The organism is Candidatus Reidiella endopervernicosa, from assembly GCF_013343005.1.
In the GTDB taxonomy this organism is placed as follows: domain Bacteria; phylum Pseudomonadota; class Gammaproteobacteria.
On record NZ_CP054491.1, the window covers coordinates 2,234,959 to 2,250,070 of the forward strand.

Below are 15,112 nucleotides of genomic sequence, written 5' to 3' on the forward strand. Positions count from 1 at the left end.
GAATTAGGTTGCAAAACTCCCAGAATGATACTTGATTTAGTCCCCGCTGCGTAGCCGTTTTAGTCGTGGTGCCAGTACCTGCGGGCAAGCCTGCGGTACTGTTGCAGAGGCCCTACTCCATGACTGCTGAGTGTTGTTGAGAGTGCCCCACCGCTGGCGGTGTCGTACTGCAGGATACCGCGTTGTGCATAACGGGCCTGAACGGTTGGATGGGGGAAACGGTAACGATTGCGGTAGCCCACTGGATAGAGCACCTGCTGCGGTGAGACGGTATCGATAAATCGCTCTGTCGATGAGGTGAGGCTACCGTGGTGCGGAGCGATGAGTAGATCAGCAGCAAGATCGTTACCCAGACGCTCAACGAGTTGCTGTTCTGCCTCAGCCTCGATATCGCCGGTTAACAGGATTGCATGGTCGCCTACTGATACACGTAGCACGCAGGAACTGTTGTTCTCATCGCCGCTTAGGGGTGTGGTGGGGTGAATCAACTCAAACAGCACACCGTCCCATCTCCATATTTGCGGTGCGGTACAGCTCTGCGCCACCAGATCTTTTAACTGCTCAGGAACGCTGCTCTCAATACGGTCAACGGGGATCGCTTCGGCAACTGCCACGGCGCCGCCAATATGGTCGAGATCACCGTGGCTGATAATCATCCGATCAACGGCGCTGACGCCCTGTTTACGGAGATAGGGAACGACGACGGCATCGCCGGTATTAAAACCGCTTCGGTATTTTGGCCCCGTATCGAAAACGAGTGCGTGAGAGTGGGTCTGAATGACCGAGGCCAGTCCCTGCCCAACATCCAGTAGTGAAAAACGAGCCTCACCCATAGCGGGTGGTGATGGACGGTTGAGTAGTAGCGGTAGTATTAACAGTAGTCCCAACCAGCGTGCTGGAAACCCTCGTGGTGCGAGTAGGACGATTACACCCAGGATAGCGGGAATAGGCGTCCACCACAGGGGAGTTACTGTCAGGCTGACTCCGGGTAGCTCAGCCATTCCTCCCAGTACCCACCAGAGTCCATCCATCATGGCAGTACTCAACTGCAATAGTAGTGTTGCGACACCAGGTAGTGGGCCAGATAGGAGCGTTCCGAGCAGGTTGGTGGGCAGAACTAGCAGGCTGACCCAGGGGACGGCGATGAAGTTGGCCAGGGGAGCGATCAACGAGAGCTGTTGAAACAGGAGTAGCATGAGCGGCGTAAGACCGATGGTGATCAGCAGATGAATACGTCCCCAACGCCACCAGAGTCCAGCCGTCGCAATACGGTGGTTCGAGACGTAGAGGATCGTCGCCACGGCACCAAAAGAGAGCCAGAAACCGGGACTGAGGACGGCAAAGGGATCAAATAGCAGTACCGCCACCATCGCTGTGGCGAGTGCCCGCATCGAGGGAATATGGCGCCCCAGAACGATTCCACTCATCAGCACCGAGACCATAATCAGTGCACGAATCGTCGGAATCGAGAATCCGGCAAGAGCAGCGTAAAAAATGGCACCGAGTAGTGCGGCTACGGCGGCCGCCCGCTGCGCTGGCCATCGGAGCATTAACCGTTCTGAACGGCTCCAAAACCAGCGCCCCAGCAAATAGACAAACCCGGCAACCAGTCCGATATGGAGTCCTGAAATCGCCATCAAATGACTGGTGCCGGTATCGCGAAAACGTTGCCACTGCGCGTCACTAATGCCATCACGCTCTCCGATGGCAAGTGCGATCAGAATGGTTCGCTGAGAATGATCACCGAGTAGTTCTGTCAGACGTGTTTTTACCTGCTGACGCAGTGAATCGATCTGCCAGCCATTTCCTCGCTCAAGACGCCGGTTATCGTGGCTCTGCTTCACATAACCTGTTGCGCGAATCCGCTTCTGCAGCAACCACCGTTCATAGTCGAAGCCGCCAGGGTTCATATAGCTGTGAGGGCGTTTCAGTTTGATGCGGAGCTGCCACCGTTCACCCACCTGTAGCAGTTGTGGGCTTCGATACCAGCTAAGACGCACTCGTTTTGGACCTGTATAGATCTGATCGTCGCTATATCCCCGTTCGATCTCGAACATGAATCGTTGTGCGCTATCACCCTCAGGGATAGAGACGATATGCCCCTCAATAGTGAGACCACGGCCTTCGAATGAGATGGGCAATTCGCTGGCTATCAGCAGATGGGCACGCAGGGCGGCGTAGCCAAAGCCAATGATTAGAATTGCGAGCAGACGACTAGAACGGTATCGGAGTGCAATTGGCAGAAATGGCAGAAGAAGTAGCTGTAACCCATCGGGTTCGGGCAGCACTGGAAGTTGATTTAACGCAACTACGCCAAATAAAAAGGCAATCGTCCCTGAAAACATATTTTTCCATCCATGAAAATGTGCATAATAGTTTGACCATCGATCCTGATGGTGAACCCGTAAACAGACCCTGCTGAGCATGCCAAGAAAACTGATAAAGCGCTATATGCCGGATCACAAAAAGATCCGTGAACACAAATGCTTACAGTTTCTTGGTGAGCATCTCCATAATCCCAATCTTTGGCATCTTAATCGCCGTTCAGTCGCCGGTGCATTTGCCGTCGGGATCTTCTGTGCCTTTATTCCTCTGCCTTTCCAGATGATTTTCGCTGCGGTACTGGCCGTTCTGATGGGCACTAATCTACCGATATCGGTGACGCTGGTCTGGATCACCAATCCGATTACTATTCCACCGATGTTCTACACCACCTATAAGGTGGGCGCGTGGTTGCTCAATATTGAGCCAGAGCACTTCGACATCGAACTCTCGGTCGAGTGGTTCATGCATGAGATGAGTGTGATCTGGGAGCCGCTACTGCTCGGTAGCCTGCTGGTTGGAACAATCTGCTCGTTGCTCGTCTACTTTATTGTCCGAGGTCTATGGCGCCTGCATATTGTGCGTCACTATCAACGAAAACGGGCCAAGCGCCACAGCAAACATCTGCCCTAGAGGCCGTCCCGCAGCACTCCGCTATCCAAGGTACAGACCCGTCCCATCTCTGCTGCCAGATCGTGATCGTGGGTCACCACCACCAGGCTGGTGCCCAGATCGGCATTGAGTTCGCGCATCAGCCCATAGACCTGTGCCGCATTCTGTTTATCGAGGTTGCCGGTCGGTTCATCGGCCAGCACACAGGCTGGATTGGTTACCAGAGCGCGGGCGACTGCCGCACGCTGTCGTTCACCACCTGAGAGCTCTCCCGGTTTATGCAGTTCTCGATGACTCAGACCAACACGATCAAGCAGTGCAGAGGCGGTTTTTAGCGCTACCTCGCCCTTCTCGCCACGAATGAGTAGTGGCATTGCCACATTCTCCAGTGCGGTGAATTCGGCTAGAAGATGGTGGAACTGGTAGATGAATCCGAGCGATCGGTTTCTCAACTTACCGCGCTGCTGTTCATTGAGTGTGGCGAGATTCTCACCCGCCACCCACACCTCACCGGCGCTGGGGGTATCGAGGCCACCAAGAAGGTGCAGCAGCGTGCTTTTTCCTGATCCTGAGGCTCCGATGATCGCGACCTGCTCACCCTTATCGACCGTGAAGTCAACGGCGCTGAGCACATCGACGGTCAGACGGCCATCCTGGAACTGCTTGGCGACGCCCTTCGATTCGAGTACCAAATCACTCATAACGGAGCGCCTCCGCCGGCTGGGTTCGGGCTGCACGCCAGGCGGGATAGATGGTTGCAACCACGCTGAGCAGGAAGGCGACCACTGCCACGCGGGTAACATCATCGATGCGCAGATCGGAGGGCATTGAAGAGATGTAGTAGACCTGAGCGGAGAGGAACTCAATCTCGAGTAGCCGTTCAATCCAGGCGACCAGATCGGGTACGTTGAGTGCTAGAGCGACGCCACCGAGTACGCCCAGCACCGTGCCGATCACTCCGATCAGTGTGCCCTGGACCATAAAGATCGCCATGATCGATCTGGGTGATGCACCGATGGTACGCAGGATGGCAATATCGGCGCGTTTGTCAGCAACCACCATCACCAGAGTGGAGACGATATTGAAGGCGGCCACGGCGATGATCAGCATCAACATAATGAACATGGCGGTCTTCTCAGTTTTCACTGCACGGAAGAAGTTGGCGTGCTGACGGGTCCAGTCGCTTACCCGCACGCTGACTGGCATCGTCTCGGCCAGGTCTCGCGAAGTTGCGGGTGCGAGAAACATATCGTCGAGCTTGAGCCGAACACCGCTGATCGCCTCGCCGAAACGGAATAGCTTGGCGGCATCACGGATATGGATAAAGGCCATGCCGTGGTCGTACTCATACATACCGACTTCGAAGATACCAGAGACGGTGAAGCGTTTAAGTCGGGGCATCACGCCCGCTACTGTGACACTCGCCTGAGGAGTGACGAGCGTGAGCTTATCGCCAATGCCGACGCCCAGACTCCAGGCGAGCTCCTTGCCGAGCACGATGTTAAAACCTTCAGCCTGGAGTGAGGTGAACTCTCCCTGACTCACCTTCTCGGAGACCTCGGAGACCTGAGACTCAATGTCTGGATCGACTCCGCGAATAATGGCGCCATTGACCTCACGGCCGAAACTCAACATTCCTTCGGCCTGAATATAGGGGGCGACACCGACCACATGCTCGGTCTCGGCTGCACGTTCGGCAAGTGGTTGCCAGCCGTGCAGTTTGCCACGCACACCAGAGATGGTGGCGTGCGAGGCCATACCGAGGATGCGCTCGCGCAGCTCCTTTTCGAAGCCGTTCATGACAGAGAGCACGGTGATCAACGCGGTAATACCGAGCGCGATGCCGATCATCGAGCTGAACGAGGTGAAGGAGATCAGCTGATTGCGTCGTTTGGCGCGCATATAGCGCAGCCCGATGAAGAGTTCCAGCGGATGAAACATGAAATGAATGGACCGTAGTTACCTGAGGTGCCGTAAGAGTGCCGTTAAAGGCACCCTCTGGGCAAGCTCTCTGTTGTTATCTGTTTAGAGTGAGGCCCCGATTAGTCGGAGACGATTCGTTTTAACTGTTCCAAATCGGTATCACCCTTGAGTAGCTTCCAGACACCGTCTTGAAGCAGGGTGCGCATTCCCTCCTCTACCGCTCGATCACGAATCTCTGAGGCGGTGGCACCGTGATAGATCATCTCCTTGATCTCAGGCGATGCGATCAACAACTCGTGTACACCAGTACGACCGCGATAGCCGGTATTGCTACACGCTTTACAGCCGACTGCGCGGTGGAGTTCTAACCCCTCGCGCTCGTAACCGAGCTCAGAGAACTGCTCCTTTCCGTAGAGTAGTTGCAGGTGGTTGTACTCTTCGTCGGTGGCTGCAGAGGTGGTTTTACACTTCGGACAGAGCGTTCTGACCAGTCTTTGCGCTAACACACCATTGAGCGCATCGGAGAAGTTGATTGCGTTGAGGCCGATATCGAGCAGTCGGGTAATCGTCTCGGGCGCTGAGTTGGTGTGCAGGGTTGAGAGCACCAGGTGGCCGGTGAGAGAGGCCTCGATGCCCGCCTCGGCGGTCTCGGCATCGCGCATTTCGCCGATCATGATGATATCCGGGTCTGCACGCAGGAATGAGCGCAGAGCTGCGGCGAAGGTGAGTCCGATTTTTGGTTTCACCTGAACCTGGCTAAGCCCCTTCTGGGTGATTTCGACCGGATCCTCAGCGGTCCAGATCTTACGATCGGGTTTGTTCAGATGGCCGAGTACGGCATGTAGCGTGGTGGTTTTGCCCGAACCGGTCGGGCCGACCACCAGGAAGATTCCGTGAGGCTGAGAGACGCCCTCAATCAGCCTGTCGTGGTTACGTTCACTGAGATTGAGGCGCGAAATAGGTAGCGGTTCACTGGCAGCCAAAATACGCATTACCACCCCTTCACCATTGACGGTGGGTAGTGTGGCGATACGCAGCTCAATCATCTTGTCGCGGATTTTGACCTTCAGCTTGCCATCCTGAGGTAGACGACGCTCTGAGATATCGAGACTCGACATCACCTTGATGCGTGAGACGATCGCAGGAACGTAGTTGGCTGGTAGCGTGAGATGCAGGTTGCAGATGCCATCGACGCGGTATCTGACTGAGGCATCATCATCGCCCTTACCCGGTTCGATATGGATATCGGAGACATCGGAGTTGTATGCATCAACGATAATCTGGTTGACCAGTTTAATAACGGGTGCAGCGTTGTCATCGAGTGCATCGAAGGCCTCTTCGGCGACCAATTCAACATCATCATTTACAGCCTGTTTTCCGGTCTGTTTTTTGGCGTGCTCCTCCTCCGCTGACCGCCATGGAGGCGAAGTGAGGGCGGTTAGTCCCGATAGTCGACGCCGTCTGCCTATTCGTAGTTGAGAGCGCGAGCGAACGACGAAGAAGATGTCGGCGTAGAGTCAGTGAGGAAGTTGTGTAGAGCCGCGAAGAGGTGATTACGCAACGAACGCAGGACGGTCGGGGCGCCGCAGGCATAAACGGTCGCGTGAAGTTTTTGCTGTTTGCTTGGGCTTGGATGCCCAAAACAAACTTTCGCAAAAATAGCGACTCCCCGGTTCACGCTTCAGATCGACGGACTTGAGATTCTCTAAAACCTCACTGGCACGTCCGCCACCGCTGAGATCGTCCTTTACACCGAGGTAGGCTCGAATATCGGTGGCCAGACCAACCTTGAAGACAAAGTTTTTTGCATTAAGGACACGTTGGGTCTCCATGATCCGATCACTGTCGATCGGATCGTCAATGAGAATGGTAACCTCATCCTGGTTCCCCTCGACGGGTACCCAGAGTTGCTTGAGCAGGTAGTTGTTGCTGACCTTCGAGATCATGCCACGGGGAATATTGAGCCCATCATCGTAGCTCATGTAGGGAACCTGGTAATAGTTCTCCAGAGATTCACCGATCTCGTCACGCTCGAGGTTGTACTCACTGATCATCAGACTGGTTACTGGAATACCGAGCTTCTGTGCTCGTTCCTGGCACTGCTCCAGATCCTCTTCACTGATCTTTTCGTTCTCGATTAAATACTCAAATGGTCCGCTGGTTCCGCCCAGTTCAAACGCTGACCGCCATGGATAGCGAAGCGAAGGCGGTTAGTCCGCGATAGTCGACGCCGTCTGCCTATTCGTAGTTGAGGCGCGAGCGAACGACGAAGAAGATGCAGCAGCGGCTTTATGTCGGCGTAGAGTCACTGAGGGAGTTGTGTAGAGCCGCGAAGAGGTGATTACGCAACGAACGCAGGACGTCGGGGCGCCGTAGGCATAAACGGTCGCGTTAAGTATTTGCCGCTTGCTTGGGCTTGGATGCCCAAAACATGCTTCCGCAAAAATAGCGACTCCCCGATTTAAATCGGTTGCCGATAATGGTGGCCAGTTTGACGGCGTTATGCAGATCAACTTCAGTGAAGGTTTTTTCTTCGATATGGTTGAGCACCTGCATGACACCCAGCATTACGCCATCTTTTTTGATCGGTGTGACCATCATCGACTTGGTGCGATAACCGGAGGTATTGTCAAAGTGGGTGTTAAAACAGAGATTAGGATGGATGCGCTGCAGCGCTTTCTCATCATAGACGTCATCAATGCGTAGCACCTTCTGCGTCAGTGCAACATAGCCGGCAATTGAGGTGTTGGTAAGTGGGACACGGATCTCTTTAACGTCGTCACTGCTCTTATAGGTCGAGCGCTGACCGCCAAGGATAGCGAAGCGAAGGCGGTTAGTCCGCGATAGTCGACGCCGTCTGCCTATTCGTAGTTGAGGCGCGAGCGAACGACGAAGAAGATGCAGCAGCGGCTTTATGTCGGCGTAGAGTCAGTGAGGGAGTTGTGTAGAGCCGCGAAAGGTGATTACGCAACGTACGCAGGACGTCGGGGCGCCGTAGGCATAAACGGTCGCGTTAAGTATTTGCCGCTTGCTTGGGCTTGGATGCCCAAAACATGCTTCCGCAAAATAGCGACTCCCCGACAGATCTCTCGTCCGTTGCGATCACGTTTGTAGATGGTGACACGCTCTGCGCGGAGGATGCGAAGCATATCGGCTTCGATCTCAGGCATCACATCGAAGAAGCTGGTTGCCTTGCTGATGCGCTGTGCGATGTCATTGAGCATGACCTGGAATTCGATAGATGCCTGCAGCTTGTTGTTCTGTGCCTGCGAGTAACGCTCGTCCATATTCCCCTCGAAACCTTATGAATTTGTAATTGAGTGGTTTGCTTATCGTCAGGAGACGATAAGGTAGGTATTCATTTCGCCCTTGCCTTTGATCTGAATGGCACCACGATCTTCAAATTGAAAGTGATCGGGTAGCAGGTCGCGAGTCGTTTCGGAGACCTGTATGCGACCCTCAACGCCATGGGACTCCATGCGGCTGGCAATGTTGACGGTGTCGCCCCACAGGTCGTAGATAAACTTAATCTCACCGATAACACCCGCGACCACAGGACCGGAATTGATACCGATGCGAATATTGATGTGCTGGTTACTGTTAGTGTTGTAGAGGTCGACAGCTCGCTGCATATCGATACCCATGTTGACCAGTGCTTCTGCATGGTCGGGGCGAGGTGTAGGTAGTCCCGAAGCGACCATATAGTTGTCACCAATTAGTTGTCACCAATGGTTTTGATCTTTACCACACCGTGCTGCTCTGAAAGTAGGTCAAAGGCGGTGAAGATTTTATTTAACTCTGCAACCAGTTCTGTCGGCGAGAGCCGAGCGGAAACTCAGTGAAACCGACGATATCGGCAAACAGTACACTCGACTCCGCAAAATAGTCTGCAATCGTGTTATTACCGCTTTTCAGTCGCTCGGCGATGGGGGCCGGCAAAATATTGAGTAGTAATTTCTCAGCCTTCTCCTGCTCCAGACGAAGTGCTGTAAACGCCTCGTTACGTTGCAACAGGTTGATATAGCCCTTGGAGTGGTAACGAATGCGTGCGATCAGCTCAATCTGATCGGGTAGCTTGACCATGTAGTCGTTGGCACCCCGTGCAAATGCCTCCGCCTTTGTTGTAGCCTCCTCCTTAGATGAGAGCACAATCATCGGAATATCTTTGGTCAGAGGATTAGCACGAAAGAACTTAACCAGGGTCAGGCCGTCCACCTCTGGCATCACCAGGTCCTGAAGAATTACAGTGGGCCTGATCTCATTGGCGACGGTCATCGCGTCGGTTGGATCACTGCAGAAGTGGAAATCGATATCTTTCTCATCGGCGAGCATGCGCCGCACACCTTCACCAATCATTGCCTGATCGTCGATGAGCAGCACGGTGATTTTGTGCTCTTTAAGCGTCGATGTGGTGGATTGAAAGGGGGATTCCTGACTCAAAGCGTTCTTTTCTCAGTTGACAAAAATGGTGCCTAAACAGGGTGTTACTTCGTCTGATTTGTTATCGTTAGACAATTATAGGTGGCATGACATTACCACATAATTTCGATGGAAGTACCTTTTGCCTCATTATGACAAGGTGCTATAGTCTTTGCAGTTGTTATAAGGATGTTTATCCGGATCAGGGGCCAATAATAATGTCGAAAACAGTCAAGAGATTACTCGCCGTCGCACTGCTGCTTCCTCTCACCACATTTGCTGAGACGGAGACGAGGGTTGAGAGCGGTGATGAGCTCGAAATTGTCTCTATTCATGCCAATCAGTGTGCAGACTGCCCAACGCTAGGTATGACCATGGCTGATGTTGAAGCCAAATATGGCGCTCCGCTGGAGCAGCGTGATGCGGTCGGCGAACCGCCGATCAGTCGCTGGGTTTTCGAAGGCTTTACCGTCTATTTTGAACGCCAGTACGTGCTCCACTCAGTGGTTAATCGAAAAAAGAAGCCCCAATGATATTGAGCGCCGGTGAAATCAGGCCGGTGCGCTCGAACCTTCTATCCGCAGTAAAATCATCTAGATCATATTCAACCAGAGTATGAGAACCACACTTCACTCAATTCTTAAAACCGTGTCGATAGCCCCAGAATGAAATCACCTTCTGAATCAGTCTTGCTGCGGTTATCTGTGAGACCTCATTAATATCCGGCACCGGTTCGACGCTATCGATAGCGTGAAGATCAGCCGTTGAAGGCGGGATTTATTGCGCATCCATCTCGCAGATAACGGTGACGACGGCGCTGGTCAACTGTGAGAGTTGCTCCGGTTCAATGATATAGGGTGGCATCAGATAGATCAGCCGTCCGAAGGGGCGAATCCAGACACCCTCCTCGACCAGCCGAGGCTGTAGCCAGGCCATATCGACAGGCTGCGTTAACTCCACAACACCGATAGCTCCAAGGCAACGCACCTTTTTGACAAGCTCAGACTGTTCACAGGGTGCCAATTCTGACTGGAGCTGCTTCTCAATGGCCGCAACCCGAGATTGCCAGGGTGAGTCGAGCAGTAGATCGATACTGGCAGTGGCAACGCTACAGGCAAGTGGATTGGCCATGAAGGTGGGACCATGCATTAACACGCCTTGACCATCGGCACTAACTCCGTAGGCCACCCTATTGGTGGTCAGTGTTGCTGCAAGCGTCATATATCCACCAGTGAGTGCCTTGCCAATACAGAGGATGTCGGGAACGATATCGGCCTGTTCGTAGGCAAACAGGGTACCGGTACGGCCAAAGCCAGTGGCGATCTCATCAAGTATCAGCAGCACATCGTGGCGATCACAGAGTGAACGAACCTGTCGCAGATAGTCAGGGCAGTAGAAACGCATACCTCCCGCCCCCTGTACGATCGGTTCAAGAATCACTGCGGCCAGTTCGTCGTGGTGGTTCGAAATTAACCGTTCAAATGCAGTGATGTCTGCTTGGTCGTTCTGACAGTTTGGTGCTGGCGCAAAGAGATGCTCTGCAACGATTTCTTTGAAGAGTGAATGCATGCTGTTGTCGGGGTCGGTAACCGCCATCGCACCGAAGGTATCGCCATGATAGCCATTACGAACGGTTAACAGACGACGCTTCCTGCCCTTGCCCGTGGTTATCCAATACTGGATGGCCATTTTGATCGCCACTTCAACTGAGACTGAGCCTGAATCGGCGAAAAAAACGTGGTGTAAAGGTTCAGCGGTGAGATCGATGAGACGCCTGGCAAGCTCAACGGCGGAAGGGTGGGTGATACCGCCGAACATAACATGAGCCATCTTCTGGCTCTGTTCAATAATCGCCTGATTGAGTTGCGGCACGTTGTAACCGTGGATTGCCGACCACCAGGAGGACATGCCATCGATTAGACGTCGGCCATCTTCAAGCTGCAGATAGACACCCTCTGCTGCAACGACTGGCAGATTGGGCAGTGGATCGATAACGGTGTTGTAGGGGTGCCAGATATGCTCAGCGTCGAAGCTGAGCCAGTCGGCATGATCGGTGTTGGAGATCTGTTTTTTCACGGCTTGATGTGGTGAATCCCGGTTATGGCGAGGAGCGCTCCTCACCTTGATTGATGCGATTATCGGCTACCCATGATTTGTCAGGCAAGTTTCACTTTTAGCGCACTACGGTTGCGCTATACTCGCCGGAAATACCAACTTCTATCTGGAGCGCCGCTGGCCATGATTCTCATCCTGCATCCCGAGATCGATAAAGAGAGTAGTGAATTTTCCGCCTTGATGGAACACCTGGCCAATCTGCCCGATATTCAGAGCCGGGTGCATGAGGAGCGCGGTACCGAGCAGGTTCTGACCGAGGTCTATCTGGTGGGTAATACTGCGGCACTCGATGCCGACGAGATTGGTGCCCTGCCCGCCGTTGAACGGGTGGTCCGTGTTTCGGAGGAGTATCGAATTCTTGGTCGCCATCGTGACGATCAACGCCCGACCGGATTTGACTATAACGGTGTTCACTTTGATCAGGATAATCTCAATATCTTCGCCGGCCTCTGCGCTGTTGATAATCCCGAGCATGTTGAGCAGATGATGAAGGCACTGCAGGATAATGGTCAGGTCTGCACCCGAATGGGTGCCTACAAACCTCGCACCAACCCCTACTCTTTTCAGGGCCACGGTAAGAGCTGTCTCCCCTATGTCTTCGAGTTGGCCGGTAAATACGGTATCAAGGTAATCGCCATGGAGATCACCCACGAGAGTCATCTCGATGAGATCAACGAGGCACTAGAGCAGACCGGTAACCCGACCGGTGTGATGTTGCAGATCGGTACACGCAATACCCAGAACTTCGAACTGCTGAAGATTGTCGGACGTCAACAGACCCACCCGGTACTGCTCAAGCGCGGCTTCGGCATAACGCTTGAGGAGTCACTCAACGCCGCTGAGTATCTCGCCAGTGAGGGCAATAGCCGGGTAATCTTTGCACTACGTGGTATGAAGACCAATATGGGCGATCCGCATCGTAACTTTGTCGACTTCTCCCATGTGCCGGTGGTCAAACGACTCACCCGCATGCCGGTCTGTATCGATCCCTCACACTCAGTCGGTACCCGTGAAGCAGGTGCAGACGGAATACTCGATGTGATGCATGTCGCTGCTCAGGGCGTGGTTGTTGGGGCTAACATGATTCTGGTCGATTTCCATCCACATCCAGGTAAGGCGTTGGTCGATGGACCGCAGGCATTAACGATGAATGAGTTGCCCTACTTTATCGAGGATGTGACTATCGCTCGTGAAGCCTATGAGAAACGTGTGGCGTTAATTAAACGACAACCGCACTGAGCATTAACTCCATAAAATATGTGGCTTTTATGTGATGCAGTTCATAGGGGTTTCCCTTATAGCCAAACTAGGTGGTAGACACCAAGATAGTCCGGGTACGGCATATCACCCAAGAGATAATTAAATGGAGATAGGTATGACCTTGAAGAGAGTTCTGATCTGTCTGGGACTGCTCGCACTGCTTCCGTCAGCATATGCTGCAGAGAGTGGCGAAAAAGCGGCTGAAACATCTGGCCAGACAACTTCAGAAAGTGGTGGTACCACAAATGATGAGAATACAGCTGAGACCGAAGCAGAACCGGATTGTGATTAAGTCGGTTTACTAAAGTCTTTACAAAGAGAATATAAAAAATATTTTAGATTGGAGGGTACTCAATGAAATCTGTTCAAAAACTTCTTGCTTCTACCGCAATGGCCGCACTACTCGCTCTGCCTGCTTCGGCAATGGCTGATCACCACGGTGAGATGAAGGTAAAGATCACACCTAAGATTGGTAAGGTTTCCGTGATGCACAACGGCAAGTCTGTTGACATCATGCGTAATCAGGATCAGAGCCATATGGTTAATCCTGCGTTTGCCAAGACCTCACGTAAATGTCCGCCCTTCTGCATTCAGCCAATGAACCTGGGTTCTGGTGTTGAGACCGTTGGTGAAGTAGAGGTCATTCACTATGCCAAGCGTTTGAGTGATGGCGACAGCTCTGTGATGCTAGTCGATTCGCGCACCCCTGAGTGGGTTACCCGTGGCACCATCCCAGGTGCTGTGAATATCCCCTTCACCAAGTTGGCCCCTTCAATGGGTGCTGACCCTGTCACCATCGCCGATCAGATGATCGAATTTGGTGCCAAGGAGCAGGATGGTATGTGGGACTTCCGCGATGCGAAGACTATCGTGCTTTTCTGTAACGGTATGTGGTGTGGTCAGTCGCCCATGTCGATTAAGACCCTGCTTCGCTTCGGCTACCCTGCTGATAAGATCAAGTGGTTCCGTGGCGGTATGCAGACCTGGGAAGTGCTGGGTCTGACAATAGTCAAATAGACTGTTATCAGCGGTAATAAAAAGGGGCGCTTTTAGCGCCCCTTTTTTGTGCTGCATAGTTGAAAGGATTTAGGCTTCGGCCTCATCCCCTCGCATTCGCTGTATGTAGCGGTAGAGCGTGCGTTCACTGACACCCAGCTCAGCCGCCGCTGAGGCACGGTGGCCCTTACACTGCTCGAGGGTCTCCATGATCTCATCATCGGTCAGGCGCCCACTACGGCGATTGAGTAACTTGGCAGGACGCCTCCTACCCATCGAATAACCAGAAGGCTCTGTGCTATCGGATCTTGTCGACTCAAACACCAGGTGTTCGGGGTCTAGCACACCGCCGTAGGCCAGTATCGCTGCCCGCTCGATGATATTACGTAGCTCACGAACATTACCGGGATAGTCATACTCGAGCAGACGCGAGATGACCTCGGGTGAAAGAGGAATATGACGATCACCATCCTCAAGACGACTGAGGAAATTCTCTGCAAGCGCAGGCACATCATCGAGACGCTCTCGAAGCGCAGGAATGGTGACAGGGAAAGCTGAGAGACGGTAGTAGAGATCCTTACGAAGCGTTCCCTCTGCCACCATATGTTTAACATCACGATGGGTCGCCGCAATAACGCGCACATCGACCTTGATGTAATCAGTTCCGCCAATGCGACGAATGGTGCCAGTCTCCAGCGCACGCAGCAGCTTGGTCTGTAGATCGAGAGGGAGCTCTCCAATCTCATCGATAAACAGCGTACCGCCGTGAGCTGCTTCAAACAGTCCCTTCTTGCATCCTGCAGCACCGGTAAAGGCGCCCTTCTCGTGACCGAATAGCTCGCTCTCAATCAGATTGGAACCGAGTGCGGCACAGTCGACCACCACATAGGGGCCATTGGCACGGTTGGAGTAGTTGTGCAGATACTGAGCAACGCACTCCTTACCGGTACCGCTCTCACCGAGCAGAAGCACGGTGGTCTGGGTAGGCGCTACACGCTGCAACAGACCCGTCATCTGCAGGAAGGCACGTGAACGACCGATCAGCTGAACGTGGTCCTCGAATGCCTGGCTGAGTGGATAGACGTACTCTCCCATGTAGAGCACATTGCCATCCTCATCCAGAATGGGTGTCGCCTGCAGCTGAACACGCTCCTCGTGACCATGCTGATCGTAGTGAACGTGGATTACCTGGCTCGGCTTGCCCTTGCGGAAGACATCTTCCTGAGGACAGTGCTCGCCATGATGGCTACAGGGGACACTGGAGTGGTGTGAGACTTCATAACAGAATCGACCGACGATATCTTCGTGGGCAACTCCATATTTATCGCAGTAGCGATGATTGGCTGCAACGATATGAAACTGGTTATCTATCACTACAAATGGATCAGGAAGAATATCGATGATCTGTTCGCAGCTTGGTTTCTTTTCACATGACATGGGTTTAATTTCCCTTGATTGACAGTGA

Annotated in this window: 15 protein-coding genes and 1 pseudogene; 4 read left to right on the plus strand and 12 right to left on the minus strand. The window is 53.2% G+C overall.

Annotated features, from left to right (window positions below):
- Window positions 1-59: 59 nt before the first annotated feature.
- Entirely contained in the window at window positions 60-2,345 is a 2,286-nt protein-coding gene (locus tag HUE57_RS12390; protein WP_172840064.1) for a DNA internalization-related competence protein ComEC/Rec2, read from the minus strand.
- A gap of 79 nt (window positions 2,346-2,424) precedes the next feature.
- On the opposite strand from HUE57_RS12390, the gene HUE57_RS12395 reads away from it, so the two are divergent.
- Window positions 2,425-2,955, plus strand: a complete 531-nt coding sequence (locus HUE57_RS12395; RefSeq protein WP_078482338.1) for a DUF2062 domain-containing protein — start codon at window positions 2,425-2,427, stop codon at window positions 2,953-2,955.
- On the opposite strand, the gene lolD is transcribed toward HUE57_RS12395, so the two are convergent.
- The 9 genes and pseudogenes from lolD to HUE57_RS20000 all read right to left on the minus strand — a co-directional run bounded on the left by lolD (window position 2,952) and on the right by HUE57_RS20000 (window position 9,213).
- The gene (lolD, locus tag HUE57_RS12400) at window positions 2,952-3,635 is read right to left on the minus strand and encodes a lipoprotein-releasing ABC transporter ATP-binding protein LolD (RefSeq protein WP_078482337.1); all 684 of its coding nucleotides are present in this window, start codon (window positions 3,633-3,635) and stop codon (window positions 2,952-2,954) included. The two genes, HUE57_RS12395 and lolD, sit on opposite strands and share 4 nt — an antisense overlap.
- The gene (locus HUE57_RS12405; protein ID WP_078482336.1) at window positions 3,628-4,875 is read right to left on the minus strand and encodes a lipoprotein-releasing ABC transporter permease subunit; all 1,248 of its coding nucleotides are present in this window, start codon (window positions 4,873-4,875) and stop codon (window positions 3,628-3,630) included. Before HUE57_RS12405 ends, lolD begins: the two co-directional genes overlap by 8 nt.
- 101 nt (window positions 4,876-4,976) lie before the next feature.
- Window positions 4,977-6,206, minus strand: coding sequence for a GspE/PulE family protein (locus HUE57_RS19190; protein WP_320416242.1), 1,230 nt, complete (start codon window positions 6,204-6,206; stop codon window positions 4,977-4,979).
- A 10-nt stretch (window positions 6,207-6,216) separates the two neighbouring features.
- On the minus strand, window positions 6,217-6,513 hold the full coding sequence (locus HUE57_RS19195) for a hypothetical protein (protein WP_236860592.1): 297 nt from the start codon (window positions 6,511-6,513) through the stop codon (window positions 6,217-6,219).
- Window positions 6,411-6,911, minus strand: coding sequence for a GspE/PulE/PilB domain-containing protein (locus tag HUE57_RS12415; RefSeq protein ID WP_174673299.1), 501 nt, complete (start codon window positions 6,909-6,911; stop codon window positions 6,411-6,413). Before HUE57_RS12415 ends, HUE57_RS19195 begins: the two co-directional genes overlap by 103 nt.
- 337 nt (window positions 6,912-7,248) lie before the next feature.
- On the minus strand, window positions 7,249-7,566 hold the full coding sequence (locus HUE57_RS20335) for a GAF domain-containing protein (RefSeq protein ID WP_420885689.1): 318 nt from the start codon (window positions 7,564-7,566) through the stop codon (window positions 7,249-7,251).
- A 124-nt stretch (window positions 7,567-7,690) separates the two neighbouring features.
- The gene (locus tag HUE57_RS19210; protein WP_236860595.1) at window positions 7,691-7,828 is read right to left on the minus strand and encodes a hypothetical protein; all 138 of its coding nucleotides are present in this window, start codon (window positions 7,826-7,828) and stop codon (window positions 7,691-7,693) included.
- The gene (locus tag HUE57_RS12425; protein WP_174673300.1) at window positions 7,821-8,144 is read right to left on the minus strand and encodes a hypothetical protein; all 324 of its coding nucleotides are present in this window, start codon (window positions 8,142-8,144) and stop codon (window positions 7,821-7,823) included. The genes HUE57_RS19210 and HUE57_RS12425 overlap by 8 nt, the downstream gene beginning before the upstream one ends.
- Before the next feature lie 48 nt (window positions 8,145-8,192).
- Window positions 8,193-9,213, minus strand: a pseudogene (locus HUE57_RS20000) (adenylate/guanylate cyclase domain-containing protein).
- A gap of 281 nt (window positions 9,214-9,494) precedes the next feature.
- Between HUE57_RS20000 and HUE57_RS12445 the strand changes: the two are divergent.
- A complete protein-coding gene (locus HUE57_RS12445; protein WP_078482334.1) occupies window positions 9,495-9,809 on the plus strand; it encodes a hypothetical protein in 315 nt (104 codons plus the stop codon).
- Between the two features lie 244 nt (window positions 9,810-10,053).
- Here HUE57_RS12445 and bioA read toward each other — a convergent pair whose 3' ends face one another.
- Window positions 10,054-11,352, minus strand: a complete 1,299-nt coding sequence (gene bioA / locus HUE57_RS12450) for an adenosylmethionine--8-amino-7-oxononanoate transaminase (RefSeq protein ID WP_236725603.1) — start codon at window positions 11,350-11,352, stop codon at window positions 10,054-10,056.
- A gap of 162 nt (window positions 11,353-11,514) precedes the next feature.
- On the opposite strand from bioA, the gene HUE57_RS12455 reads away from it, so the two are divergent.
- Both HUE57_RS12455 and HUE57_RS12460 read left to right on the plus strand, forming a co-directional pair.
- Window positions 11,515-12,630, plus strand: a complete 1,116-nt coding sequence (locus HUE57_RS12455) for a hypothetical protein (RefSeq protein WP_078482333.1) — start codon at window positions 11,515-11,517, stop codon at window positions 12,628-12,630.
- Window positions 12,631-13,005: 375 nt separating this feature from the next.
- Window positions 13,006-13,668 carry a rhodanese-like domain-containing protein gene (locus tag HUE57_RS12460; RefSeq protein ID WP_078482331.1) on the plus strand — a complete coding sequence of 221 codons (663 nt, stop codon included), beginning with the start codon at window positions 13,006-13,008 and terminating at the stop codon, window positions 13,666-13,668.
- 69 nt (window positions 13,669-13,737) lie between these two features.
- Here HUE57_RS12460 and HUE57_RS12465 read toward each other — a convergent pair whose 3' ends face one another.
- Entirely contained in the window at window positions 13,738-15,084 is a 1,347-nt protein-coding gene (locus HUE57_RS12465) for a sigma-54 interaction domain-containing protein (RefSeq protein WP_172840062.1), read from the minus strand.
- Window positions 15,085-15,112 lie beyond the last annotated feature (28 nt).

Bases quoted from the DNA above. Each gene is read 5' to 3' on its own strand.
- HUE57_RS12460 (WP_078482331.1), top strand. From the start codon at position 13,006: ATGAAATCTGTTCAAAAACTTCTTGCTTCTACCGCAATGGCCGCACTA.
- HUE57_RS12395 (WP_078482338.1), top strand. From the start codon at position 2,425: ATGCCAAGAAAACTGATAAAGCGCTATATGCCGGATCACAAAAAGATC.
- HUE57_RS12405 (WP_078482336.1), bottom strand. From the start codon at position 4,875: ATGTTTCATCCGCTGGAACTCTTCATCGGGCTGCGCTATATGCGCGCC.
- HUE57_RS12415 (WP_174673299.1), bottom strand. From the start codon at position 6,911: ATGATCAGTGAGTACAACCTCGAGCGTGACGAGATCGGTGAATCTCTG.
- HUE57_RS12445 (WP_078482334.1), top strand. From the start codon at position 9,495: ATGTCGAAAACAGTCAAGAGATTACTCGCCGTCGCACTGCTGCTTCCT.
- HUE57_RS12425 (WP_174673300.1), bottom strand. From the start codon at position 8,144: ATGGACGAGCGTTACTCGCAGGCACAGAACAACAAGCTGCAGGCATCT.
- lolD (WP_078482337.1), bottom strand. From the start codon at position 3,635: ATGAGTGATTTGGTACTCGAATCGAAGGGCGTCGCCAAGCAGTTCCAG.
- HUE57_RS12390 (WP_172840064.1), bottom strand. From the start codon at position 2,345: ATGTTTTCAGGGACGATTGCCTTTTTATTTGGCGTAGTTGCGTTAAAT.
- HUE57_RS12455 (WP_078482333.1), top strand. From the start codon at position 11,515: ATGATTCTCATCCTGCATCCCGAGATCGATAAAGAGAGTAGTGAATTT.
- HUE57_RS12465 (WP_172840062.1), bottom strand. From the start codon at position 15,084: ATGTCATGTGAAAAGAAACCAAGCTGCGAACAGATCATCGATATTCTT.